We start from the raw sequence: 22,161 nt of genomic DNA on the forward strand, positions 1-22,161 counted from the left end.
CGCGTCAGAGAATCGCGCCGGGCGTGTAGCCCGCGGCCTGGGGGTGTTGCTTCACGATCTCCTCGACCCGGGCGACCACGGTGGCGACCTGGTCGCCCGCGGCACCCGTGAAGGACAGCTTGTCGGCCATCAGTGCGTCCAGCTGGGCGCGGTCGAGCGGAATGCGCTCGTCGGTGGCGAGCTTGTCGAGCAGTTCGTTGCGCTCGGCGCCCTGCTCGCGCATCGCCAGCGCGGAGGCGACGGCGTTCTCCTTGATCGCCTCGTGTGCGAGCTCCCGGCCCACGCCCGCGCGCACGGCACCCATCAGCACCTTGGTGGTGGCGAGGAACGGCAGGTACCGGTCCAGCTCCCTGGCCACGACCGCCGGGAACGCGCCGAACTCGTCGAGCACCGTCAGGAACGTCTCCAGCAGACCGTCCAGCGCGAAGAACGCGTCCGGCAGCGCGACCCGGCGCACCACCGAGCAGGACACGTCGCCCTCGTTCCACTGGTCGCCCGCCAGCTCGCCCGTCATCGAGGCGTAGCCGCGCAGGATCACCATCAGGCCGTTGACGCGCTCGCAGGAGCGGGTGTTCATCTTGTGCGGCATCGCCGAGGAGCCGACCTGGCCCGGCTTGAAGCCCTCCGTGACCAGCTCGTGCCCGGCCATCAGCCGGACCGTCTTCGCCAGCGACGAAGGCGCCGCCGCCAGCTGCACCAGCGTCGTCACGACCTCGTAGTCCAGCGAGCGCGGGTAGACCTGGCCGACCGAGGTGAACGCCTGCGAGAAGCCCAGGTGGGTGGCGATCCGCTGCTCCAGCTCCGCGAGCTTCGCGGCGTCCCCGCCCAGCAGGTCCAGCATGTCCTGCGCGGTGCCGACCGGGCCCTTGATGCCGCGCAGCGGGTAGCGGCCCAGCAGCTCCTCGACGCGGCCGTAGGCCACGAGCAGTTCGTCGGTGGCGGTCGCGAAGCGCTTGCCGAGGGTGGTGGCCTGCGCGGCGACATTGTGCGAGCGGCCGGCCATGACCAGCTCGCCGTACTCGCCGGCCAGCTTGCCCAGCCGCGCCAGGACAGCGACCGTGCGGTCGCGCATCAGCTCCAGCGAGAGCCGGACCTGCAGCTGCTCGACGTTCTCGGTGAGGTCGCGGGAGGTCATGCCCTTGTGCACGTGCTCGTGCCCGGCGAGGTCGTTGAACTCCTCGATCCGCGCCTTCACGTCGTGCCGTGTGACCTTCTCACGCTCGGCGATGGAGGCCAGGTCGACCTGGTCGAGCACCCGCTCGTAGTCGGCGAGCGCCGCGTCCGGCACCTCGATCCCGAGGTCCTTCTGGGCGCGCAGCACGGCGAGCCAGAGCTGCCGCTCCAGCCTCACCTTCTGCTCGGGGGACCAGAGCGTGGCGAGCTCGGCGGAGGCGTACCGTCCGGCGAGGACGTTCGGGATGCGGGGCTTGGCGGGAGCGGAAGTCACGTGGACGGATTCTACTGGCGATTCGTGCAGGCCAGCGCACCGGCCTTTTCGTCGGAACCTACGAGAGGCTCGCGATGCCGTAGGCGAGGGGGTGGTACGGCGGGACCTACAGCTCGTACGGCAGCAGCTCGGGGCGCTTGGGCGGCAGGCCGTCGCCCGAGGAGCGGCCCGTCAGACGGCGGCCTATCCAGGGCAGCAGGTACTGCCGGGCGAACCGGACGTCCGCGGCGCGGCGCATGACCCAGCCCGGCGGCAGCGTCGTCGGCATCGGCGTGCGCCACTCGGTGTCCTCGGGCTCGTAGCCGAGCGTCTGCCACACGGCCTCGGCGACCCGGCGGTGGCCCTCGGCCGTCAGATGCAGCCGGTCCACGTCCCACAGCCGGGGGTCGCCGAGCGAGGGGGCGCCGTAGAGGTCGACGACGAGCGCGCCGTGCCGGTCGGCGAGTTCGTCGACGCAGGCGAACAGCTCCTCCATACGCGGCCGGAACCGCTCCAGGACAGGGCCCCGCCGGCCCGGGCTGCGCATCAGCACCAGCTGTTTGCACGACGGGGCCAGCCGCTCCACGGCCTCCTCCAGGAGGGCACGCACCCGGCCCATGTCGCACTTGGGCCGCAGCGTGTCGTTGAGCCCGCCGACCAGGGTGATCACATCGGGCTTCATGGCCGCCGCCACGTCCACCTGCTCGTCGACGATCTGCTGGATCAGCTTGCCGCGCACCGCGAGGTTGGCGTAGCGGAAGCCGGGAGTGCCGGCCGCCATCCGTGCGGCGAGCAGGTCGGCCCAGCCGCGGTAGGTGCCGTCGGGCAACAGGTCCGACATGCCCTCGGTGAAGGAGTCGCCGACCGCGACGAGGCTGCTGTGGGTGGGGTTCGTGTGCATGGCGCCGGAAATGATATCCCGTGCACATACCCAGCAGTCGGTCGGCCGGCGAGAGACCCCTCACGTCCGCTGGCCGAACAGCTCCCGCAGTACGTCCTCCATGGTCACGAGCCCGGCCAGCCGGCCGTCCGCCCCGAGGACGGCCGCGAGATGCGTACGGCTGCCGCGCATCGCGGTGAGGACGTCGTCCAGCGGTGTGTGCTCCCGCACGCGCGCGATGGGCCGCATGTCCCGCAGCCGGAACGGCACGTCGCGCCCGAGGGCGTCCAGGGCGTCCTTCACATGCAGATAGCCGACGATCCGCCGCCCCTCGTCCACCACCGGGAAGCGGGAGAACCCGGAGTCCGCAGTGAGCTGCTCCAGCTCGTCCGGGGTGACGCCCACCCTCGCGTACACCACTCTCTCCAGGGGCAGGACCACGTCGCGCACCGGGCGGCGGCCCAGCTCCAGCGCGTCGTGCAGCCGCTCCTGGGCGCGGTCGTCGATCAGGCCGGCCTCGCTGGAGTCCTTCACGATCTGCGCTATCTCCGCGTCCGAGTAGGAGGCGGCGACCTCCTCCCGGGCCTCCACGCGCAGCAGCTTCAGCAGTGTGTTGGCGAAGGCGTTGATCGTGAAGATCACCGGGCGCAGTGCCCGGGACAGCGCCACCAGGGGCGGGCCGAGGGCCAGCGCGCTGCGCACCGGCTCGGCGAGCGCGATGTTCTTCGGCACCATCTCGCCGAGCAGCATGTGCAGATACGTGGCCAGGGCCAGCGCGATCACGAAGGACACCGCGTGTCCCGCGCCCTCGGGCACGCCCACCGCGTGGAACACCGGCTCCAGCAGATGCGCGATCGCCGGCTCGGCCACCACACCCAGCACCAGCGTGCACAGCGTGATGCCGAGCTGTGCGGCCGCCATCAGCGCCGACACGTGCTCCAAGCCCCACAGCACGCTCTTGGCGCGCCGGTCGCCCCGGTCGGCGTAGGGCTCGATCTGGCTGCGGCGCACCGAGATCAGCGCGAACTCGGCGCCGACGAAGAAGGCGTTGACGACGAGCGTCGCCAGACCGATCAGCAGCTGTACGGCGGTCACAGCTCCGCTCCCCTCTCGTCGGGCTTCTCGTCGTCGAGCGGCGCCCGCAGCCGGACGCGCGCCGCCCGGCGGCCGGTCGCGTCCAGGACCTCCATCCGCCAGCCGGCGACCTCGAGGGTGTCACCGACGTCCGGTATCCGGCCCAGCACCGTCGCCACCAGCCCCGCGAGCGTCTCGTACGGCCCCTCCGGCGCGCGCAGCCCGACCCGCTCCAGACGGTCCACGCGCGCGGAGCCGTCGGCCGAGTACAGGGCATGGCCGGCCTCGTCCGTGCCGGCCGGGGCGAGGTCGGGCAGCTCGTGCGGGTCGTGCTCGTCGCGCACCTCGCCGACGACCTCCTCGACGATGTCCTCCAGGGTGGCCACGCCCGCCGTGCCGCCGTACTCGTCGATCACGACGGCCATCGTGCGCTTGCCGGAGAGCCGGTCCAGGAGCCGGTCGACGGTGAGGGTCTCCGGGACCAGCAGCGGTTCGCGCATCAGCTCGGAGACGTAGATCCGGGTCCGGCGTTCGGCCGGTACCGCCAGTACGTCCTTGACGTGCGCGGTCCCGACGACCGAGTCGAGGGTCCCGCGGTAGACGGGGAACCGTGACAGACCGGTCGCCCGGGTCGCGTTCGCCACGTCCTCCAGGGTCGCCTGCACCTCCAGGGCGACGACCTGCACCCGGGGCGTCATCACGTTCTCGGCGGTCAGGTCGGCGAGGTTCAGCGTCCGCACGAACAGCTCCGCGGTGTCGGCCTCCAGCGCGCCTTCCTTGGCCGAGTGGCGGGCCAGCGCCGCCAGCTCCTGCGGCCCGCGCGCCGAGGCCAGCTCCTCGGCGGGCTCCACACCGATCCGGCGCACCACCCGGTTCGCCGTGTTGTTGAGATGGGTGATGAAGGGGCGGAACGCGGCGCTGAACCAGCGCTGGGCATTGCCCACGGTCTTGGCGACCGTCAGCGGAGAGGAGATCGCCCAGTTCTTCGGGACCAGCTCGCCGACCACCATCAGGAACACCGTCGAGGCGGCCGTGCCGAGCACCAGCGCGAGGCTGTGCGACGCCGACCGCGAGACACCGGCGTCCTCCAGCGGCCCGGCGATCAGCGCCGCGATCGACGGCTCGGCGAGCATGCCGACGACCAGGTTCGTGACGGTGATGCCGAGCTGCGCCCCGGACAGCTGGAACGTCAGGCTCCGTACGGCCTTCAGCGCGCCCTGCGCGCCCCGATCGCCGCGCTCCACCGCCCGCTCCAGCTCGGAGCGCTCGACCGTGGTGAGGGAGAACTCGGCCGCCACGAAGGCGCCGCAGGCGAGCGAGAGCAGGATCGCCGCCAGAAGGAGCAGCACTTCGGTCATCGGTTCACCCCCGTTCCATGGTTCTCCAGGACGGGGCGGAACGCGCGGTGTCGCGCACGGGGAGGCACGCCCATGGGCGGACGCTCACAACCTTTCATGCAGAACCGAGTGGCCATCCAAGGTTAAAGGATGGGCAAAGTCCTTCCGGGGGGTGCTCAGGGCGAGTCGGCGGGGGCGGGTGCCAGCCGGTAGGCGCCCTCGTGGGCGACGACCCGACCCGCGGTGGGCGGCGCGAAGTGGGTGCCGAGCAGGAGGGTGTCCGTGCCGGCCAGAGAGTCGAGCAGCCTCCGGCGCGAGGCCTCGGACTGTACGGGATCGATGTCGACGCACGCGCCGATGCCGGGGTGGGCGAGCTGGACGGGGTGGTGGACGCAGTCGCCGGTGATCAGCGCCGTCCGTCCGCGACTGGTCAGTTCTACGGCGAGGTGGCCGGGGGTGTGCCCCGGGGTCGGGATCAGACGCAGGCCCGGAGCGACTTCGGCACCCTCGGCGGGGACGTCGACGAGGTCGAGCCGCCCGGCCTCCTCCACCGGGATCACGGAGTCGCGGAACATCTGCGCGCGTGCCTCGTCCATGGCGTACCCGGCCCAGAACTCCCGCTCGGCGCGGGAGGTCAGGTAGCGGGCGTGCGGGAACGTGGGCACCCACGCGCCGTTCACCTCCCGGGTGTTCCAGCCGACGTGGTCGGCGTGCAGATGGGTGAGGATCACCAAGTCCACCGAGTCCGGGGGGAATCCGGCGGCGGTGAGGCGCCGCAGGTAGTCGGTGTCGAGGTCGTGCCAGGCGGGATTGGCCCGCTGTTTGCCGTTGCCGATGCCCGTGTCCACCAGCACGCGAAGCCCGCCGGCGGTGAACGCGAAGCTGTGGCTGTCCAGGCGCGGGACGCCGTCGCCGTCCGCGAAGTGGGGGCGCAGCCAGTCCTGTCCCGCCACGACGTCCGGTGTGGCGTCGGGCAGCAGCCACGGTCCGGTGGCCGGCGGCAGCGGGACCTCGTCGACGCGGTGGACGGTGAGGTCGCCCACGGTCCATGTGGTCATCGGTCTCTCCTCGAGAGCTTGAAGCGATCGGTTAAAGCAACGTGTTTGCGTTAAGTCGACCGTAGGTCCTACAGTCCACTAACGCAAACAGTTAGCTTTTGTCGCTCACAGGGGAGTCCATGTCCCGCACCGAACTCACACCCCCGGAAGCGGCCCGCTGGGCCCACCGCGCCGGGCTCGTCCTGCCGGCCGACCGCCATGCCGCGGTCGCGGCCACCGCCGACCACATCCACTCCGTGGTCGCCGTCCTGCGCGAGCTCGACTTCGGCGACACCCCGCCCGCCCCCGCGTATCGCGCGGCACAGGAGGCCCACGATGCAGCCGTATGAACTGACCCTCGGCGCCGCCGCCGAGCTGATCCGGGCGCGGCGGCTGTCTCCCGTCGAGCTGGCGGACTCCGTGCTGGAGCGCGTCGAACAGGTGGAGCCTCGGCTCGGGGCCTATGTCACCGTCACCGCCGAGCACACCCGCCGGGCCGCCCTCGAAGCCGAGCAGGACATCGCGGCCGGCCGGCACCGCGGTCCGCTGCACGGCATCCCGATGGGGCTGAAGGACCTGATCGACACCGCCGGACTGGCGACGTCAGCCAGTTCCAGGGTCAGGGCCGGCCACCGCGCCCACACCGACAGCACCGTCGCCGCGCGTCTGCGGGCGGCCGGAGCCGTCCTGGTCGGCAAGACCCACACCCACGAGTTCGCCTACGGGCTGACCACCCCGCAGACCGGCAACGCCTGGGACCGTGACCGGGTCGCCGGCGGCTCCAGCGGCGGATCGGCGGTCGCCGTCGCCACGGGCACCGCCACTTTCGCCCTGGGCACCGACACCGGCGGATCCATCCGGGTGCCCGCCGCGCTCAACGGCGTCGTCGGCCTCAAGCCGACCTACGGCCTCGTCCCGCGGCACGGCGTCACCTCGCTGTCCTGGTCCCTGGACCACGTCGGCCCGATCACCCGCACCGTCGAGGACGCGGGCCTGGTCCTCGACGCCCTGGCCGGCCCCGACCCCCACGACCCCGCCTCCCTGGTCACACCCCCGGCGGACCACCGGCCGGCCGAGGGCACCGACCTGACCGGACTGCGCGTCGGCGTGCCGCGCACCTGGTACTTCGACCACGTCGACGCCGAGGTGGAAGCCGCCGTCCGGAAGGCGATCGACCGGCTCCGGGATCTCGGTGCCCGGCTCGTCGACGTCGAGATCCCCATGACCCGCTACATCCAGGCCACCCAGTGGGGCCTGATGGTGCCCGAGGCCACCGCCTACCACGAGAGCACCCTGCGCACGGTCCCCGAGCTCTACCAGGCCGACGTCCGCATCCTCCTGGAGGCCGGCGAACTGATGCCCGCCGGCGACTACTTGCGGGCCCAGCGTTCCCGCACCCTCATGCGGCAGGAGTGGGCGGACATGCTGCGCGAGGTCGACCTGATCGCCGCCCCCACCCTCCCCGCGACCGCGGTCCCGGCCGGCCGGGAGACGATCACCTGGGCCGACGGTACCGTCGAGGGGGTCTCGGACGCCTATGTGCGGCTCTCCGCACCCGCCAATATCACCGGGGTGCCGTCCCTGTCCCTACCGGTCGGCCACGACACCCAGGGCCTGCCGATCGGCATGCAGCTCCTCGGCCGGCCGCTCGGGGAGCGGCTGCTCCTGCGGGTCGGCCACGCCTACGAGCAGACCCGGCCCGCCCGCCGGCTCGCGCCCGCGGCCTGAACCGGGAACCGCCCCAGACGCAAAGGGTTCGCTTTAAGGTGGGTGCCGTGAGCAGACAGATGGTGCGCCCCGGCGGCCGCAGCGCCCGGGTCCAGGCGGCGGTGCACGCCGCCGTACGCGAACTCGCCTCGGAGCTGGGCCGGGACGCCCTGACGGTGCCGCTGGTCGCCCAGCGCGCGGGCGTGACACCGTCGACCATCTACCGCCGCTGGGGCGACCTGCAGGAACTGCTGTCGGACGTGGCGGTCGAGCGCCTGCGGCCCGACACCACGCCCGGCGACCACGGCACCCTGCCGGCCGACCTCACGGCCTGGGCCGAGCAGTTCCTCGACGAGATGGCCTCGCCCGCCGGCCGCGCCTACATCCGCGACGCCCTGCTCGGCGACCCCGACGGCGGCAACGCCGGCCGGTGCTCGGCCTACGCCGCCGAGCAGATCGGCCTCGTCCTCACCCGGGCGGCCGGACGCGGGGAGCGGACACCCGACGTCGAAACGGTGATCGACCAGGTCGTCGCGCCCATCATGTACCGCATCCTCTTCCGCCCGGACGGCCTCGACGCCGCCTACGCCCGGCGGCTGGTGGCCGGGGTCCTCGCCCCGGCCGGAGACACTCCCCAGCCGATGGGGGGCCTGCCCTAGCCGATGAGGGGCTTGACCCAGCGCCGCCAGTGGTCCTCGCGCCGGTAGCCGGCCGCGGCCCAGGTGTGGTGGGCCTCTTCGTTGGCCTCCAGGACCATGGCGTCGACACGTCGCCCGCCCAGGGCGGCGAAGCGCTGTTCGGCGGCCTCCAGGAGGGCGGTGGCGATGCCTTGCCGACGGTGGTCCGGGTGTACGGCGAGCCGGTAGGCGGAGCAACGCCAGCCGTCGAAGCCGGCTATGACGGTGCCCGTGAGGAGACCGTCGCGCTCGGCGAGGAGCAGGGCCTCGGGGTCCCGTGTGATGAGCCGGGCCACTCCGTCGTGGTCGTCGCTGATGCTGGTGCCTTCCGCGGCTTCGCGCCAGAAACCGAGCACGGTTTCGATGTCCGAGAGGGTCGCGCAGCGGATGTGAAGATCGCTCATGGGGCGAGCCAAGCAGAGCGCCGGCCCATCCGGCGATCGGGTTTCAGTACCCGGACACCGCCTGTTGGTTAGGGTGGCCACCGGAGACTGACGGCGCCCCGCGCGGGCCGAGTCGGACACGACGGGGGGCTCGTTCGTGGGGAGTTGGCGCCCGGCAGTCATGGTTGCCCACCGGTCGGCGCCCGCGGTGCTGCCCCCGGCGCCGCGCGGGTGGCTCGGGCTGATCGCGGCCCTCGCCGCGCTGATGGTCGTCGCGCTCGGGGTCATGCACGCCGGGCACGGCGAGCCCGGCACGGTGGACGGGTGGATTCAGCCGGCGGTCGACGGTGTGCGGCCGCCGTGGCGGAACCTCGCTCTGGCCACGGACTTCCTGGGGGAGCCCCTGGGGGCGGTGGCGCTGGTCGTGGCCGCCGTGACGGGCTGCCTGCTGCTTCGGCACCCTCGCGCGGCGGTGTTCGTCGTCGCCGGCGCCGGCCTGACCGTGGGGACGACGAAGCTGCTCAAGCCCCTGGTGGGACGCACCATCCACGGCCCCGACAACCTGTCCTACCCGAGCGGGCACACGGCCTTCCTCACCGCGCTCGCCCTCGTGGTGGCGCTGCTCGCGGCCGGCCGGCTCGGCCTCGGCAACACGGCCGGCGCGGTGCTCGTGCTCGGGGCGGCGCTCGCCGCAGGCGCCGCCATGGGCTGGGCGCAGGTCGCCCTGGGCGCGCACTACCCGACGGACGTCCTCGGCGGCTGGTGCACCGCGCTGGCGGTGGTACCGGCGACCGCGTGGCTCATCGACCGGATGGCCGACGCCGGCCGCCGAGACCGTCATTGACGTCACGTCAGGTTCACACCGAGCGGCGGAACACCGGCTTCACCGGCCGCCCGGCCAGCCAGGGGGCGGGGTCACCGGCGTCCAGTGCCTTCCGGTACACCGCACACGCCTGGGCCACCACATCGACGGTGTGATCGATGTCCGCCTCGCTGAGCGCGCTGCTCACCACGAACGACGGGGCCAGCACCCCGCCCGCGAGGAGCCGGCGCAGGAACAGGGTGCGGTACTCCTGCGACGGCTGCCGGTTCTCGTCGAGGGTGGCGAAGACCAGGTTGCTGGCCCGGCCCCGGACGACGACATGGTCGCCGACGCCCATGCCGGCCGTGGCCTCGCGGACACCGGCGGCCAGCCGCTCGCCCAGGGCGTGCAGCCGCGCGGTGATCCCCTCCTCGACGTAGGTGGCTTGCACGGCCATCGCCGCTGCCAGGGAGTGCGTTTCCGCGCCGTGCGTGGTGGACAGCAGGAACACCCGCTCGCCGGAGTGCCGCAGCCCGCCCCGCTCCATCAGCTCGCGACGCCCGGCCAGCGCGGAGACGGCGAATCCGTTGCCCAGCGCCTTGCCGAACGTGGAGAGGTCGGGAACGACGCCGTACAGGCCCTGGGCGCCCGCCTCGGACCACCGTAGCCCGGTGATCATCTCGTCGAAGATCAGTACGCAGCCGTGCCGGTCGGCCAGTTCGCGCAGGCCCTCGAGGTACCCGGGCGGCGGCTCGGTGTGGGTGGCGGGTTCGAGGATCAGGCAGGCGACCTCGTCCTGGTACCGGGCGAGCAGTTCCTCCGTGGCGGCCAGGTCGCCGTAGGGGAACGCCACGGTGAGGTCGGTGGTCGCCGCCGGGATGCCGGCGGACATCGGAGTCGTACCGATGAACCAGTCGTCGACGGAGAAGAACGGATGATCGGCGCAGACGGCCACCCGGGCGCGACCAGTGGCGGCGCGGGCGAGGCGGACCGCGGCGGTGGTGGCGTCGGAGCCGTTCTTCGCGAACTTCACCATCTCGGCGGTCGGCACCGTGGCCAGGAAGCGTTCCGCGGCCTCGACCTCCACGATGGACGGCCGGACGAAGTTGCTGCCGCGGTCGATCTCCCGCCGTACCGCCTCGGTCACACGCGGGTGGGCGTGGCCGAGGCTGACCGACCGCAGGCCGGACCCGTACTCGATGTAGCGGTTGCCGTCGACGTCCCACACATGGGCACCGCGGCCGTGGCTGATGACCGGGGCCAGGTTCTCGGGGTACTGGTCGTCACCCTTGGCGTAGGTGTGCGCGCCCCCGGGGACCAGGGTGTGCAGCCGCTCGTTCGCCGCCCGCGACCGGGGCAGGAAGAACTCCTCAGTGTCCACGCTGACTTCAGCTCTCTCTCTGCTTCAGGACCTGGGCGAGGCTCGGCGCCTCCCGGTCCCGCTGGGACATCGATGTGGCCGGCAGCGGCCAGCGGATCGCGAGCTCCGGGTCGTCGAAGGCGATCGTCACGTCCTCGGCCGGATCGTGCGGGCGGTCGATCCGGTACGAGGTGTCGGCGGTCTCGGTGAGCGCCTGGAAGCCGTGCGCGCATCCCGCCGGGATGTACAGGGTCACCTGGGTCTCACCGGACAGCTCGAAGGTGGCCACGTTGCGATGGGTAGGTGAGTCCGGCCGCAGGTCCACGACGACGTCGAAGATCCGCCCGTACGAGCACCGCACCAGCTTGGCCTCGCCCTTGCCGGAGCGCAGGTGCAGGCCGCGCAGCACGCCCCGCACCGAGCGGGACACGCTGTCCTGGACGAAGGCGTCCGGGTCGAGGCCCGCCGAGCGGATCACGTCGGCGTCGAAGGTGCGGCAGAAGAAGCCGCGCTCGTCGGCGTAAGGCGTCGGCTCGAAGAGGAACGCGCCCGCTATCTCCGGGACCTCGGTCGCTTTCATGGAGTCTCCTTCGCTGGGAACAGGGCTGCCGTCAAGGCGGTGAAGTGGTCGGTGAGTTGCCGGGCGGCCACCTCGTTCCGCTCGGCCAGGGTCTGCCGCAGCTCCGCCGCTCGCTTCTCCAGCTCCCCGAACCGCTCCAGCAGCCGGTCGGCGTCGACCTCGCGGGCAGGGTGGCAGTACGCGCCGAGACCCATCCGGTCCATGAGGGCGTCGCTCTTCGCCGCGTAGGTGAGGGCGAGGGTCGGTGTTCCGGTCTTCAGCGCGCAGACCAGGTTGTGGTACCGGGTCGCCACCACGGCGTCGGCCGCCGCAGTCTCCTTCATCAGGTCGGCCAGCGAAGCCGCCTGCGCCGCGGTGACCAGCGGCGAGTCCACCGCGTCGAGGATCGCGGCGACCACGGACGCGTCGCAGGCGTCGCCGGTGAGCAGCCGGACCGGCCTGCCGTCCTCGATCAGCGCGCGGACGAAGCGAGTCGTCCCGTCGAGGTAGCGCCGGTGGATCTCTTCGGCGCGGGCACGGTCGTCGTTGCCGCCGTGGAAGTCCATGACACCGACGCAGACCGCACCGGGCGGGCCCGACGGCCCGATCGCCGGTGGCGTCGGCAGGGCGAAGGCGAGATCCGGGCAGACCTCGTCGTGCGCGGTGTCCACGCCCATCTCCCGCATCGCGTCGCGGGATTGGGCGTCCCGGTACGACCGGTAGGCGGCCAGCCGCGCCGACCGGCGCACCAGGGCCCGGGTCGCCCGGTCGCGGATCGGGGCGGCGCCGACGCCGACCAGCGCGACCCTGGTGCGGAACAGCCGGCCGGCCGCGCAGAGCAGGAACAGCGAGTACGGGAAGCCCCACGGCCGCAGCGGCAGCGTGGCCTCCAGGACACCCATGCCCGGCACGATCACCACGTCGTGCCGGCGTACCCAGGCCGCGGTGCGGACCACGTCGACGAGCTTGCCCAGTCCCTTCCCCGCGATCGCGCCCACACGCGACGCGGTCCGGTACTCCCCGCGGTACCAGTGCAGCCGCGTCGCCGGGATCCCGTACCGGGCCGTGACGACCTCGGGTCCGCCGCACAGCGCGTCCACGACCGCGTCCGGGTGCTCGGCGCGGAGGTACCCGAGTACGGCTTCGAGCGACCCGTCGTTGCCGAGGTTGCCGGAGCCGAGCAGGCCGAACACCCCGACGCGGGCCGTGGTCACGCCTGCCTCCCCTCACGGCCGGCGACCAGGGCGTCGACGGAGACGGTGAGCTTGGCCGGGTCGACCGGGGCACGGTCCTCGACCCGCTCGCCGGCGCCCGGCCGGGCCCGGCTGGTCATCCACGCGGCCAGGTGGCGGTAGCAGGCGCGCCGGTCGGCCGCGGAGAGCGGCGCCCGCTGAATCGCCGAGACGAAGCCCCAGACGTACTCGGCCAGCAGCCGGGGCGTCGGGTGCAGCGCGCCCGCCCGGCGCGGGTCCAGGTTGACGCACCGGGAGCGCTTGGACGGGTTCGCCCGCTCGGCGCGGGTGGGGTGGTCGCGGCGGAAGTACAAGAGCTCCGGCACCTGGTGGAAGGGCCCCTGCAGGACGATCTCGGCGACGAACGTCCGGTCCGCGTGGTGATAGCTGTCGTGCGGCTTCACCCGGCGCAGCATGTCGGCGCGCATCACCCCGTAGAAGTCGTCGCCACCGGGCTCGAACAGGAAGCTCCGGAAGCGCTCCGGCGCGTGCGGGGAGGCGGTGGCCAGCCTGTACTCGTAGGGGACCGTCACCTGTCCTTCGCCGTCGATGACCGCTTGGTCGGAGTGCGCGAGGACCACGTCGGGCCGCGCGTCGAGCGCCTCCACGCAGCGCCGCAGCAGGTCCCGGGCGTAGAGGTCGTCGTGCGAGGCCCACTTGAACAGCTCGCCGCGGCACTCGGTGAACACGTAGTTGTGGTTCGGCGCGGCGCCGATGTTCCGAAGCAGCCGGACGTACCGGATGCGTGAGTCCTGCGCGGCGTACTTGCGGCAGATGTCCTCGGTCCCGTCGGTCGAGGCGTTGTCGGAGATGACCAGCTCGAAGTCCTCGTAGGTCTGGCCGAGCAGGGCGTCGAGCGATTCGGCCAGGTACTCCTCGCCGTTGTACACGGGCAGTCCGATGCTCAGCCGGGGATGGGCGGTCATGACGTCCTCACTTCGGGGATGGGTTCCTTCAGGTGCTCGCGCAGGGCGGACCGCAACTGGAGCCACCACGCGGCCGAGCCGGCGAGGGTCGCGGCGGCGACGCCCCAGGCCGAGCCGACCGTGCCGGCCAGGGCCGCGCCGCCGAGCCCGCCGGCGACGTAGCAGGCGGAGGCGAAGAGCTGGCAGCGCAGGCTGCGCCGGGCCGCGGCGAGCGCCCGCAGCCCCGCCGCGGCGCCGGTGCCGAGGCCGGCGCCCGCGACACCGAGGGTGACCGGCACGATGAGCTGGGCGGCGGAGTGCCAGACGTCGCCCAGCACCAGCTCGCCGAGCCGGTCCGGCATCAGCAGCAGCGCCCCGCCCCACAGCAGCGCGGCGACGGCCTGCCCGCCGCCCAGCAGGAGGCAGAACCTGCTAAGGCGGTGCGGGGACCGCCGCAGCACCCGTGCCGCCTCCGCGACGGTGACCAGCGACAGACCCATCAGCACGGCGAGGAACGGTCCGAGCAGCAGCTCGGCGCCCCGCACCGCGCCCACCGCGCCGACCCCGGCGATCGCGCCGAGCCCGTACGCACGCAGCTGGCTCGCGCCGCTGAGGCTGACGTTCTCGACCAGGTACCGGTAGCCGAGGTCGCGTTGCTCGCGCAGCCACGCGCGTGCCCGGGCCGTCCGGGGCAGGATGCCGGACTGGACATAGCCGTACGCCGCGGCCACCGTGGCGGACGCGCCCCAGGCGAGCACGAAGGCGGCCACGCTGCCCACGCGGGCCGCGACGACCATGGCGGGGACGAGCGCGACGCCCCATACGACGTCGTTGACGAACGCCTTGCGCCCGGTGCCGGCCGCGAAGAACGCGTACCGCCAGGCGTCCTGGAGCAGCAGCCCCGGCAGCATGACGCCGAGGCAGGCGAACGCGGGCCCCACGCGCCCGCCGAGCGCGAGGCCGGCCACCAGACAGGCCGCGCCGATGGCGGCACCGACGCCGAGGGCGGTACCCGACGACCGGGCCACCGCCCCCCGCCAGGACGCGTCGGACACACCGCTGAAGCGCACCACGAGCGGATCGGTGGCAAGCCCCCGGGAGACGTTGAGCACCACGCCGTATGTCACCCAGGCGAGGCCGAACACGCCGAACGCGGTCACCCCCAGCGAGCGGGCCACATAGATCCCCACCGCGAAGTTGCTGATGCTGGAGGCCGCCTGGTCGGCCAGCCCCCAGGACAGCCGGCCGGCGAAGGCCCGCCGGGCGGATCCCGCCGGTGCCTTCGCCTTCTCCTCCTCGGTGGTCATCCGCGTCATGCCTTGATCAGACCGGCGCCGTGCAGGGCGTCGGCCGCGGCGGCGACGGTGTCGAACGGCAGCCCGGACCGCTCGGCGACGTCCAGCAGACTGTGCTCGCCGTCGGAGAGGCTGAGCACCCAGAGCATGGCCATCTGCGTCTGCTTGGTGTCACTGCGCCCGCCGAGCGCGTCGTACAACCCGCGCCGGCCGAGCTGCGGTTCGCCGTAGGGGCTGAGGTTGAGGTACCTCCGGTTGCGGTCGAGGACGCCGAACGCCTCGCGGCAGACGGCGAGGGTGTCCGCCATCGCCTCCGGGGAGACGAAGTCGGGGTTGTCCGCCGAGGTGTGGTACTCGGGGTAGCCGGCGTACGGGGTCCGGCTGAGCGAGCCCACGCCGAGGTCGAACCCGGGCGAGCAGTACTGCCGCTCGTCGTAGCCGTACGGAGTGAACTCGTTGATGCTGTGCGGGCGTTCGGAGGCGGCCAGCACATGCCCCATCACCCGGTCGATCTCCGCGTCGCCGCGCCTGCTCCGCTTGTACGTCAGCCGGCCCGAGTCGCCTGCGCAGGCGAGCACGAGGCCGTGCTTGACCCGCTCGATCCGCTCCGCGTTGCGGGCCAGCCAGGTGATCGCCCCGATGGTGCCGGGCGCGTAGATGAACCGGTAGGTGTAGTACGGCTTCTCGTCCGCCAGAGCCCGGGCCAGGTACGTCGCCACGGCGATGCCGGCCAGGTTGTCGTTGGCCAGCGACGGATGGCAGACATGGCAGGAGACGATCACCTCGTCGGCGACCTGCCCGGGGACCACGTGCTCGGCGTAGGTGAGGTGGCCGTCGGCGAGGGTGGAGTCGATCCGTACCTCGTAGTCGCCCTCCGGCAGCGCGTCCAAGGTCTCCTGGGACAGACAGAAGCCCCACTCCGGCTGGTAGTAGCTGGTGCGGTACGGCACCCAGCTCGGGTGTTCCGGCAGGGTGTGCAGGTGTTCGCGCAGCTCGGTGAGCGGCATGGTCGTCGACACCGGCACGCTGTAGCCGAGCACGTGCAGGCTGGACGCGGCGAAGTCGACGACCCGGTTGCCGGCGGTGTCGGCGATGTACGCGTCCCGGATGTTCCACTCCTGCGGCACCGTCCAGTCGAGCACCTGCGTCCCGGTCGGCACCTCGTGCACCTGGAGCGGGACGTACTCGCCGACGATGTCCAAGGTGGCGCGCACACCGTCGCCGGTGATGCTCCGGCAGAGCGGGTACAGCCGCTCCACCAGTGCGTGCATCTCCTCGCCGACCGCTGTCACCGGCGCCACCGCAGGGTGTCGTCGACGGTGCCGGCGTCGGACGCCGCGCGCAGCACGGCGAGGCGGGTGAAGCGCCGCTCGAAGTCCTCCTGGGTCAGCCCGTGTTCGCGGTAGGCGTCGGCGAGTTCGAGCGCGCCCCGCTTCACCGTCCACTCGCAGTCGAAGCCGGGGATCGCGGCACGGAACCGGGAGAAGTCCACCCGGTACGAGCGCGGATCGGCACCGGTCTCCCCGGTGATCACCACCTTCGAGCCGGACACCGCCTCGGCGACCTGCTCGGCGATCTCGGCGACCGTGACGTTGTTGGTCTCGCTGCCGATGTTGAACGCCCGGTCGTGCACCGCCTCGCGCGGCGCGGTCAGCGCGGCCGTGAAGGCCCGTGCGATGTCGGCGGCGTGCACCAGCGGGCGCCAGGGGGTGCCGTCGGAGAGCACCAGTACCTCGCCGGACAGCAACGCGTGGCCCACCAGGTTGTTCAGCACGATGTCCGCGCGCAGCCTGGGGGAGTAGCCGAAAGCGGTGGCGTTGCGCATGTACACCGGGCTGAAGTCGCCGTCGGCCAGCGCGTGCAGGTCGTCCTCCACCCGCACCTTGGACTCCGCGTACGGCGTCACCGGGCGCAGCGGGGCGCCCTCGCCCACCAGCTCGTCGCCGCCCGCCGCGCCGTAGACCGAGCAGGTGGACGCGTACAGGAAGCGCCGCACCCCGGCGTCCCGGGCCAGCCGGGCAAGGCGCACGGACGCGTGATGGTTGATGTCGTAGGTGAGTTCAGGGGCCAGCGAGCCCAGCGGGTCGTTGGACAGCGCGGCCAGGTGGATCACGGCATCGACTCCGGCCACATGTTCGGCCGTGACGTCGCGCAGGTCCACCCGGTGCCCCGACGGGTCCGCGGGCGGCTCGCCCAGCACGCAGTCGGCGAACAGGCCGGCGTCGAGCCCGACGACCTCGTGCCCGGCGGCCCTGAGGACCGGGGCCATCACGGTGCCCAGGTAGCCCTGGTGTCCGGTCAGCAGTACGCGCAAGGTTCAGTCCCCCAGATTGAAAGTGCCCAGATGGAGCGTGAGTTTGGTGACGGCGAACGCCTCGGCGTAGCGCGCCTGGCATTCGATGCCGCGGATCCGGGCCAGCCCGAGAAAGGCCTCCCGGTCGTACCAGGGCCGGTGCCGCTGCGAGGGGTAGTGCTCCTGCAGCAGCCGCACCTTCCGCTCGGCGATCTCCGGCGACAGCGGCTGGTACGCCGACGGACGGCCGAGATCGCCGTCCCACTTGACGATCTCGTAGCCGAGGACCATGTGGTCGCGGAACGCGGTGGGTATCAGCTGCGCCAGGCCGCGGTGATCCTGGTGCGCGTCGTCGGTGCGCGGGGCCAGGATCAGCTCCGGCTCGGTCCGGCCACGCAGTTCCTCGACCGCGGCCTTGGCCTCCTCCCAGTACGCGGGCAGCCGGCCGTCGGGCAGCTTGTGCACGGTGATCCGCAGGTCGGCGCCCGGGCAGAAGGCGGCGAGCGCGGCCCGCTCCTCCTGCTCCCGATCGGTACCGCCGCCGGACAGCACCAGCGCGTCGACACGGAGGCCCGGCCGCGCGAGGCACAGCGCGAGCAGCGTGCCGCCCGCGCCGATGGCGATGTCGTCGCAGTGCGCGCCCACCGCGACGATCCGGTCCAGGGGCCCGGCCCCGAGCCGGATCACGCCCTGGCTCCGACGCTGTCCTGCTCCCACACGGCCCACGGGCGCTCGCCCCGGGCGTAGGCCTCGTCGAGCGCGGCCCGTTCCTTCACGGTGTCGGTCGGCTTCCAGAAGCCGCGGTGCTGGTGCGCCACCAGCCGCCCTCGCTTGGCCAGTTGGGCACATCCGTCGGCGACCAGGTCACCGTTCTCGGGTATGTGGTCGAAGACCTCCTGGCGGAGCACGAAGTAGCCGCCGTTCTCCCACAGCGGCATGTCGCTCACCGCGGTGATGCCCCCGACCAGGCCGTCCTCGCCCAGATCCACGCAGTGGAACGAGGACTGCGGCGGCACCACCATCATCGACGCACCGGCGTCGCGCCGGGCGAACCGGTCGATCATCTCCGGCAGCGGGGCGTCGGTGAGTACGTCGGCGTAGTTGGCGAGGAACATCTCGTCGCCGTCCAGGTGGTGCCGCACCCGGCGCAGCCGCTCCCCGATCGGCGACTCGATGCCGGTCTGCGCGAACGTGATCGTCCAGTCGGCGATGTCGGTGGACAGCAGCTCGGTCCGCCCGCCCCGCAGCACGAAGTCGTTGGACGTCGTCTCCTCGTAGTTGAGGAAGAAGTCCTTGATGTGGTGGGCGCCGTACCCGAGGCACAGGATGAACTCCGTGTGCCCGTAGTGCGCGTAGTAGCGCATGACGTGCCAGATCAGCGGTCTGGGCCCGACCATCGCCATCGGCTTGGGCACGTCGTCCGCGGCGCCGCTCCGCATCCGCATCCCGTAACCGCCGCAGAACAGTACGACCTTCATGCCTTGACCTCGACAATGCTCAGTTCCGGGATGGGGAAGACCAGCCGGCCGCCCCAGTCGTGCACGAAGGACAGCTGCTCGACCAGCTCGGCCCGCAGGTTCCACGGGAGGACGAGCACATAGTCCGGTTTGTCGGCGGCTATCTGCTCGGGCGGCAGGATCGGGATGCGGGTGCCCGGGGTGTACCTGCCGTGCTTGTAGGGGTTGCGGTCGACCGTGTACGGGAGGAGGTCGGGCCGGATGCCGCAGTGGTTGAGCAGGGTGTTTCCCTTGCCCGGGGCGCCGTAGCCGACGACCGTCTCACCGCGCTCGGCGGCCTCGATGAGGAACTTCAGGAGGTCCCGGCGCACCTTGGCCACCCGGGCCGAGAACTCGGTGTACCCGGACAGCTCCTGAAGACCGGCGGCCTTCTCCCGGGCCAGCACGTCGGCCACCCGCCGCGTCGGCTCGCCGGCCACCTCGGCGGGCCGGGCCCACAGCCGGATCGAGCCGCCGTGCGTGGGCAGCAACTCGACGTCCACGAGCGCCAGTCCGCCGCTCGCAAGGGCCCGGATCGCGGACGCGACCGTGTAGTACTGGAAATGCTCGTGGTAGATCGTGTCGTACTGGTTCTCCTCGATCAGGGTCAGCAGGTGCTGCACCTCGATGGAGACCCAGCCGTCGTCGGCGACCAGGGCGCGCAGTCCCTTGGTGAACCCGACCACGTCCGGGATGTGCGCGTACACGTTGTTGGCCACGACCAGGTCCGCCGGGCCGTGCTCGGCACGGACGGCGGAGCCGGTGTCCGGGCTCAGGAACTCCGTGAGCGTGGGCACACCGGCGTCCCGTGCCGCGGCGCCGACGTTCACCGACGGCTCGATGCCCAGGCAGCGGATCCCCCGGTCCACCACGTGCTTCAGCAAGTACCCGTCGTTGCTCGCGACCTCGACCACGAAGGCCCCGGAGGCCTCGGAGCCCTGGGGGCCGAGACCCACCCGCTGGACGGCGTCGGCGACGAAGGCGCGCGCGTGCTCCACCCAGGAGGTCGAGAACGAGGAGAAGTACGCGTACTCCTTGAACGTCTCCTCCGGCGTGATCAGCGGCGGGATCTGCGCCAGCCAGCAGTCGGTGCAGACCCGCAGGTGCAGCGGGTACGCGGGCTCCGGCTCGTCCAGTCGGTCCGCGGCGAGAAAGCTCTCGCACGGCGGTGTCGCCCCGAGATCGACGACGCTCGCCAGCGTCGCCGAGCCGCAGAGTCGGCATCGTGTCATTTACTGCCCCCCATTGATTCGGTCCCCGATTGATTCCGTCCGGCCCGCGATCGCGGAGCGGTACCCCTCCACCAGGCGCTCCAGGCCGACGGCCGGGCTGAAGCCCCGCTCGTAACGGCGCCGGGCCGCCCGGCCCATCTCCCGGTTGCGGGCTCGCTCCGCCGTGATCCGGCGTAGGCGATCCGCGAGCGAGGCGGCGTCGCCCGGCTCGTGCAGCAGCCCGGTCACCCCGTCCTCGACGAGTTCGACGAACGCGCCGTGACCGGCCGCGACGGTCGGGACCCCCGCCGCCATCGCCTCCACGACCACCAGGCCGAACGCCTCCAGCCACGTCGAGGGAGCCACCACCGCGACGGCACGCGCGACGGCCTTCCGGCACTCCGCCGTGTCGTACAGGCCGACGTAGCGCACGTCGTCCCGGCCCGCCGCCCAGGCGGTCACCTCCGGCTCCAGCGGCCCCGAGCCGGCGATCACGAGCGGCACGCCCACACCGCCGCTCGCCGCGATCTCGTCCCACGCGGCCATGAGCAGCCGCACGCCCTTGGCCTCCGCGAGCCGGCCGAGATAGAGCAGATGCTCGCCCGCGCCCTCTCGGCACGTGCCGGGGTCGGGCACGAAGTTGTGCTTCACCGCCAGCCGCTCGGGCGGCATGCCGGCCCGCACCAGGACGTCGCGCTGCGCCGCGGAGATGCAGAAGAACCGCTCCACACCGGACCACCAGCGCCGCCGGTTGACGGACAGGCTGACCGCGAGCGGCACCGTCGCCAGCCGGGAGCCGCGGTAGCAGCCGTGCCGCACGGCGGGCAGCGGCGTCGACCCGACGCACGCCGTGCACGGCCGGCCGTCCCGCTGGAGCGTGCCGGGCGGGCAGACCTGGGTGTAGTTGTGCAGCGTTGCGACGGCCGGCACACCAGCGTCGGCGCAGGCGGCCAGCACCGCCGGAGACAGGAGCGGGAAGACGTTGTGGACGTGCACCACGTCCGGCCGCTCGGTGCGCAGCCGGGCGGTGAGCTCCGCTCGGACCGCCGGGTTCCACGGCACCAGCAGCGGTATCGCGGCCTTGCCCAGCAGGGACCGGGCGGCGATCTCGTCGCTGCGCCGCTCGAACACCTCGACCCGGTGGCCGGCCTCGCGCAGCAGCGCCACCTCCTGGTCGACGACCTTGTTCTCCCCGCTCGGCTGTGCCGAGGCGTAGCGGTTGTGCACCACGAGTACGTGCATGCTCAGGTCACCTCCGATGTCCGGGCCCATCGCGGGACACGTCGTGCGGGTACTTCGGGCGTCGCAAGGGGAGGAGCCTCGGCAGGTGCCGCCAGCAGCGAGGCCGCCACGGCCAGATGCAGCAGATACGGCGAGGCGTCGCCCAGTCCGGCCTCGGTGTACGACGCGATCGCGCAGTAGCTGATCAGGAAGATCGCGCAGGCCCTCTGCAGCGACGGCGGCCGCAGCAGGGCGACCCCGCCCAGCACGATGATGATCGCCGCCACCAGAGCCACGCCGGTCATCCCCTGCTCGTGGTAGACGGCCAGCCAGCTGTTGTCGATCGGCAGCCCGCCGAACGACTTGTCGCCCAGTCCCGCGCCGAACAGGAACTCCGAGGTCGACCGGGGCGCCGCCAGCAGGGCGTCCCAGACCTTCGCCCGGCCGGTGAGGCTGGTGAAGTTCTCCTGGCTCTGGCCGCGCAGGAACCACGCCTGCAGCGCGGAGGAGAACCCCACCGCGGCCACGGCGGCGCAGAGCACCGCCCAGGCGAAGAACCGGCGGGCGGCGGCACTGGTCAGGACGAGCGAGCCGATCGCCAACGCCAGCCCGGTGAACAGGCCCAGCGTGGCCGTCCGGGTGTGGGTCAGCGCGAGCAGGACCAGTGCCGGCACGACGACCACCGCCGCGCTGACCCTGTCGGTCCGGCGGCCCAGCACGAGCAGCACGGTGAGCCCGATGATCACCGCGGCGTACTGCCCGATCTGCGGCGGGGTCAGCGGCCACAACGCGCCGACCAGCCGCCCGCCGTAGAGCTCGGGCATGGCCGCGCCCGGTGAGATGAGCAGGCCGGCGGCGACCGACCCGAGCACCGCGAAGTACGTCCGGATGTGGTGCCGTACGAACGTGAAGCCACCGTCCCACCAGCGGCTGAGCAGCCACAGCGTGGTGACGAAGAGGGCCAGCCGGGCGCAGCGGAACAGCGCCCCGAACCCGGACTCCAGGCTCGCGCTGGAGATCACGCTCACCACCAGCAGCAGGGTGAGCAGGAACACGAAGGCACTGGCCCGGATACGCAGCCGGAGATTGACGGCGAGCGCCAGCGCGAACGCGGCCACCAGCGCGCCCATGGTGACCATCTGGATGAGGGAGCGCGGCAGCGGGACGATGGTCTTCGCCCCGGCGGAGCCGAGCGTGTTGAGGATCAGCAGCCCCCAGGCCGTACCCACGATCCTCGACGTGTGGTCCCTGTGGCCCGGGCTCATC

At 72.4% G+C, this 22,161-nt stretch carries 22 protein-coding genes; 4 read left to right on the top strand and 18 right to left on the bottom strand.

Annotated features, from left to right (window positions below):
• Positions 1 to 4: 4 nt before the first annotated feature.
• From purB to ACWIF2_RS03715, 5 genes are all read right to left on the bottom strand, one after another.
• Positions 5 to 1,447: an adenylosuccinate lyase gene (gene purB / locus ACWIF2_RS03695; protein ID WP_454358392.1), complete on the bottom strand. Its 1,443-nt coding sequence runs from the start codon at positions 1,445 to 1,447 to the stop codon at positions 5 to 7.
• Positions 1,448 to 1,553: 106 nt separating this feature from the next.
• The gene (locus ACWIF2_RS03700; protein ID WP_454358393.1) at positions 1,554 to 2,327 is read right to left on the bottom strand and encodes an SGNH/GDSL hydrolase family protein; all 774 of its coding nucleotides are present in this window, start codon (positions 2,325 to 2,327) and stop codon (positions 1,554 to 1,556) included.
• Between the two features lie 60 nt (positions 2,328 to 2,387).
• Positions 2,388 to 3,401, bottom strand: a complete 1,014-nt coding sequence (locus ACWIF2_RS03705; protein WP_454358394.1) for a hemolysin family protein — start codon at positions 3,399 to 3,401, stop codon at positions 2,388 to 2,390.
• Positions 3,398 to 4,738 (bottom strand): hemolysin family protein, encoded by a 1,341-nt coding sequence (locus ACWIF2_RS03710; protein ID WP_454358395.1) that lies wholly within the window; start codon positions 4,736 to 4,738, stop codon positions 3,398 to 3,400. The genes ACWIF2_RS03705 and ACWIF2_RS03710 overlap by 4 nt, the downstream gene beginning before the upstream one ends.
• A 155-nt stretch (positions 4,739 to 4,893) precedes the next feature.
• A complete protein-coding gene (locus tag ACWIF2_RS03715) occupies positions 4,894 to 5,775 on the bottom strand; it encodes an MBL fold metallo-hydrolase (protein ID WP_454358396.1) in 882 nt (293 codons plus the stop codon).
• Between the two features lie 119 nt (positions 5,776 to 5,894).
• Between ACWIF2_RS03715 and ACWIF2_RS03720 the strand changes: the two genes are divergently transcribed.
• From ACWIF2_RS03720 to ACWIF2_RS03730, 3 genes are read left to right on the top strand one after another with little or no spacing between them, the layout of a single operon-like run.
• Complete coding sequence (locus ACWIF2_RS03720; protein ID WP_454358397.1) at positions 5,895 to 6,104, top strand: hypothetical protein; 210 nt, start codon at positions 5,895 to 5,897, stop codon at positions 6,102 to 6,104.
• Entirely contained in the window at positions 6,091 to 7,482 is a 1,392-nt protein-coding gene (locus tag ACWIF2_RS03725) for an amidase (RefSeq protein WP_454358398.1), read from the top strand. Before ACWIF2_RS03720 ends, ACWIF2_RS03725 begins: the two co-directional genes overlap by 14 nt.
• A 59-nt stretch (positions 7,483 to 7,541) precedes the next feature.
• A complete protein-coding gene (locus ACWIF2_RS03730; RefSeq protein ID WP_454358435.1) occupies positions 7,542 to 8,120 on the top strand; it encodes a TetR/AcrR family transcriptional regulator in 579 nt (192 codons plus the stop codon).
• Here the strand turns inward: ACWIF2_RS03730 and ACWIF2_RS03735 are convergent.
• The gene (locus ACWIF2_RS03735; RefSeq protein WP_454358399.1) at positions 8,117 to 8,542 is read right to left on the bottom strand and encodes a GNAT family N-acetyltransferase; all 426 of its coding nucleotides are present in this window, start codon (positions 8,540 to 8,542) and stop codon (positions 8,117 to 8,119) included. The genes ACWIF2_RS03730 and ACWIF2_RS03735 overlap by 4 nt on opposite strands.
• Before the next feature lie 160 nt (positions 8,543 to 8,702).
• On the opposite strand from ACWIF2_RS03735, the gene ACWIF2_RS03740 reads away from it, so the two are divergent.
• The gene (locus tag ACWIF2_RS03740; RefSeq protein ID WP_454358400.1) at positions 8,703 to 9,365 is read left to right on the top strand and encodes a phosphatase PAP2 family protein; all 663 of its coding nucleotides are present in this window, start codon (positions 8,703 to 8,705) and stop codon (positions 9,363 to 9,365) included.
• A gap of 13 nt (positions 9,366 to 9,378) precedes the next feature.
• On the opposite strand, the gene ACWIF2_RS03745 is transcribed toward ACWIF2_RS03740, so the two are convergent.
• The 12 genes from ACWIF2_RS03745 to ACWIF2_RS03800 are packed head-to-tail and all read right to left on the bottom strand — an operon-like array spanning position 9,379 to position 22,160.
• On the bottom strand, positions 9,379 to 10,704 hold the full coding sequence (locus ACWIF2_RS03745; protein WP_454358401.1) for a glutamate-1-semialdehyde 2,1-aminomutase: 1,326 nt from the start codon (positions 10,702 to 10,704) through the stop codon (positions 9,379 to 9,381).
• Positions 10,705 to 10,711: 7 nt separating this feature from the next.
• Positions 10,712 to 11,263, bottom strand: coding sequence for a dTDP-4-dehydrorhamnose 3,5-epimerase (rfbC, locus tag ACWIF2_RS03750; protein WP_454358402.1), 552 nt, complete (start codon positions 11,261 to 11,263; stop codon positions 10,712 to 10,714).
• Positions 11,260 to 12,456: a polysaccharide pyruvyl transferase family protein gene (locus ACWIF2_RS03755; protein ID WP_454358403.1), complete on the bottom strand. Its 1,197-nt coding sequence runs from the start codon at positions 12,454 to 12,456 to the stop codon at positions 11,260 to 11,262. Before ACWIF2_RS03755 ends, rfbC begins: the two co-directional genes overlap by 4 nt.
• A complete protein-coding gene (locus ACWIF2_RS03760; RefSeq protein ID WP_454358404.1) occupies positions 12,453 to 13,400 on the bottom strand; it encodes a glycosyltransferase family 2 protein in 948 nt (315 codons plus the stop codon). Before ACWIF2_RS03760 ends, ACWIF2_RS03755 begins: the two co-directional genes overlap by 4 nt.
• Positions 13,397 to 14,686, bottom strand: a complete 1,290-nt coding sequence (locus ACWIF2_RS03765; RefSeq protein WP_454358437.1) for a hypothetical protein — start codon at positions 14,684 to 14,686, stop codon at positions 13,397 to 13,399. The genes ACWIF2_RS03760 and ACWIF2_RS03765 overlap by 4 nt, the downstream gene beginning before the upstream one ends.
• Positions 14,687 to 14,691: 5 nt before the next feature.
• On the bottom strand, positions 14,692 to 15,975 hold the full coding sequence (locus tag ACWIF2_RS03770) for a DUF4910 domain-containing protein (protein WP_454358405.1): 1,284 nt from the start codon (positions 15,973 to 15,975) through the stop codon (positions 14,692 to 14,694).
• Positions 15,963 to 16,988 (bottom strand): NAD-dependent epimerase/dehydratase family protein, encoded by a 1,026-nt coding sequence (locus ACWIF2_RS03775; RefSeq protein ID WP_454358406.1) that lies wholly within the window; start codon positions 16,986 to 16,988, stop codon positions 15,963 to 15,965. Before ACWIF2_RS03775 ends, ACWIF2_RS03770 begins: the two co-directional genes overlap by 13 nt.
• Before the next feature lie 3 nt (positions 16,989 to 16,991).
• Positions 16,992 to 17,654, bottom strand: coding sequence for a PIG-L deacetylase family protein (locus tag ACWIF2_RS03780; RefSeq protein WP_454358407.1), 663 nt, complete (start codon positions 17,652 to 17,654; stop codon positions 16,992 to 16,994).
• The gene (locus ACWIF2_RS03785; RefSeq protein WP_454358408.1) at positions 17,651 to 18,445 is read right to left on the bottom strand and encodes a glucose-1-phosphate cytidylyltransferase; all 795 of its coding nucleotides are present in this window, start codon (positions 18,443 to 18,445) and stop codon (positions 17,651 to 17,653) included. Before ACWIF2_RS03785 ends, ACWIF2_RS03780 begins: the two co-directional genes overlap by 4 nt.
• The gene (locus tag ACWIF2_RS03790; protein ID WP_454358409.1) at positions 18,442 to 19,695 is read right to left on the bottom strand and encodes a class I SAM-dependent methyltransferase; all 1,254 of its coding nucleotides are present in this window, start codon (positions 19,693 to 19,695) and stop codon (positions 18,442 to 18,444) included. Before ACWIF2_RS03790 ends, ACWIF2_RS03785 begins: the two co-directional genes overlap by 4 nt.
• The gene (locus ACWIF2_RS03795; RefSeq protein ID WP_454358410.1) at positions 19,696 to 20,916 is read right to left on the bottom strand and encodes a glycosyltransferase; all 1,221 of its coding nucleotides are present in this window, start codon (positions 20,914 to 20,916) and stop codon (positions 19,696 to 19,698) included.
• 2 nt (positions 20,917 to 20,918) lie between these two features.
• The gene (locus ACWIF2_RS03800) at positions 20,919 to 22,160 is read right to left on the bottom strand and encodes an O-antigen ligase domain-containing protein (protein ID WP_454358411.1); all 1,242 of its coding nucleotides are present in this window, start codon (positions 22,158 to 22,160) and stop codon (positions 20,919 to 20,921) included.
• Position 22,161 lies beyond the last annotated feature (1 nt).

Source organism: Streptomyces sp. NPDC055506, from assembly GCF_053643595.1.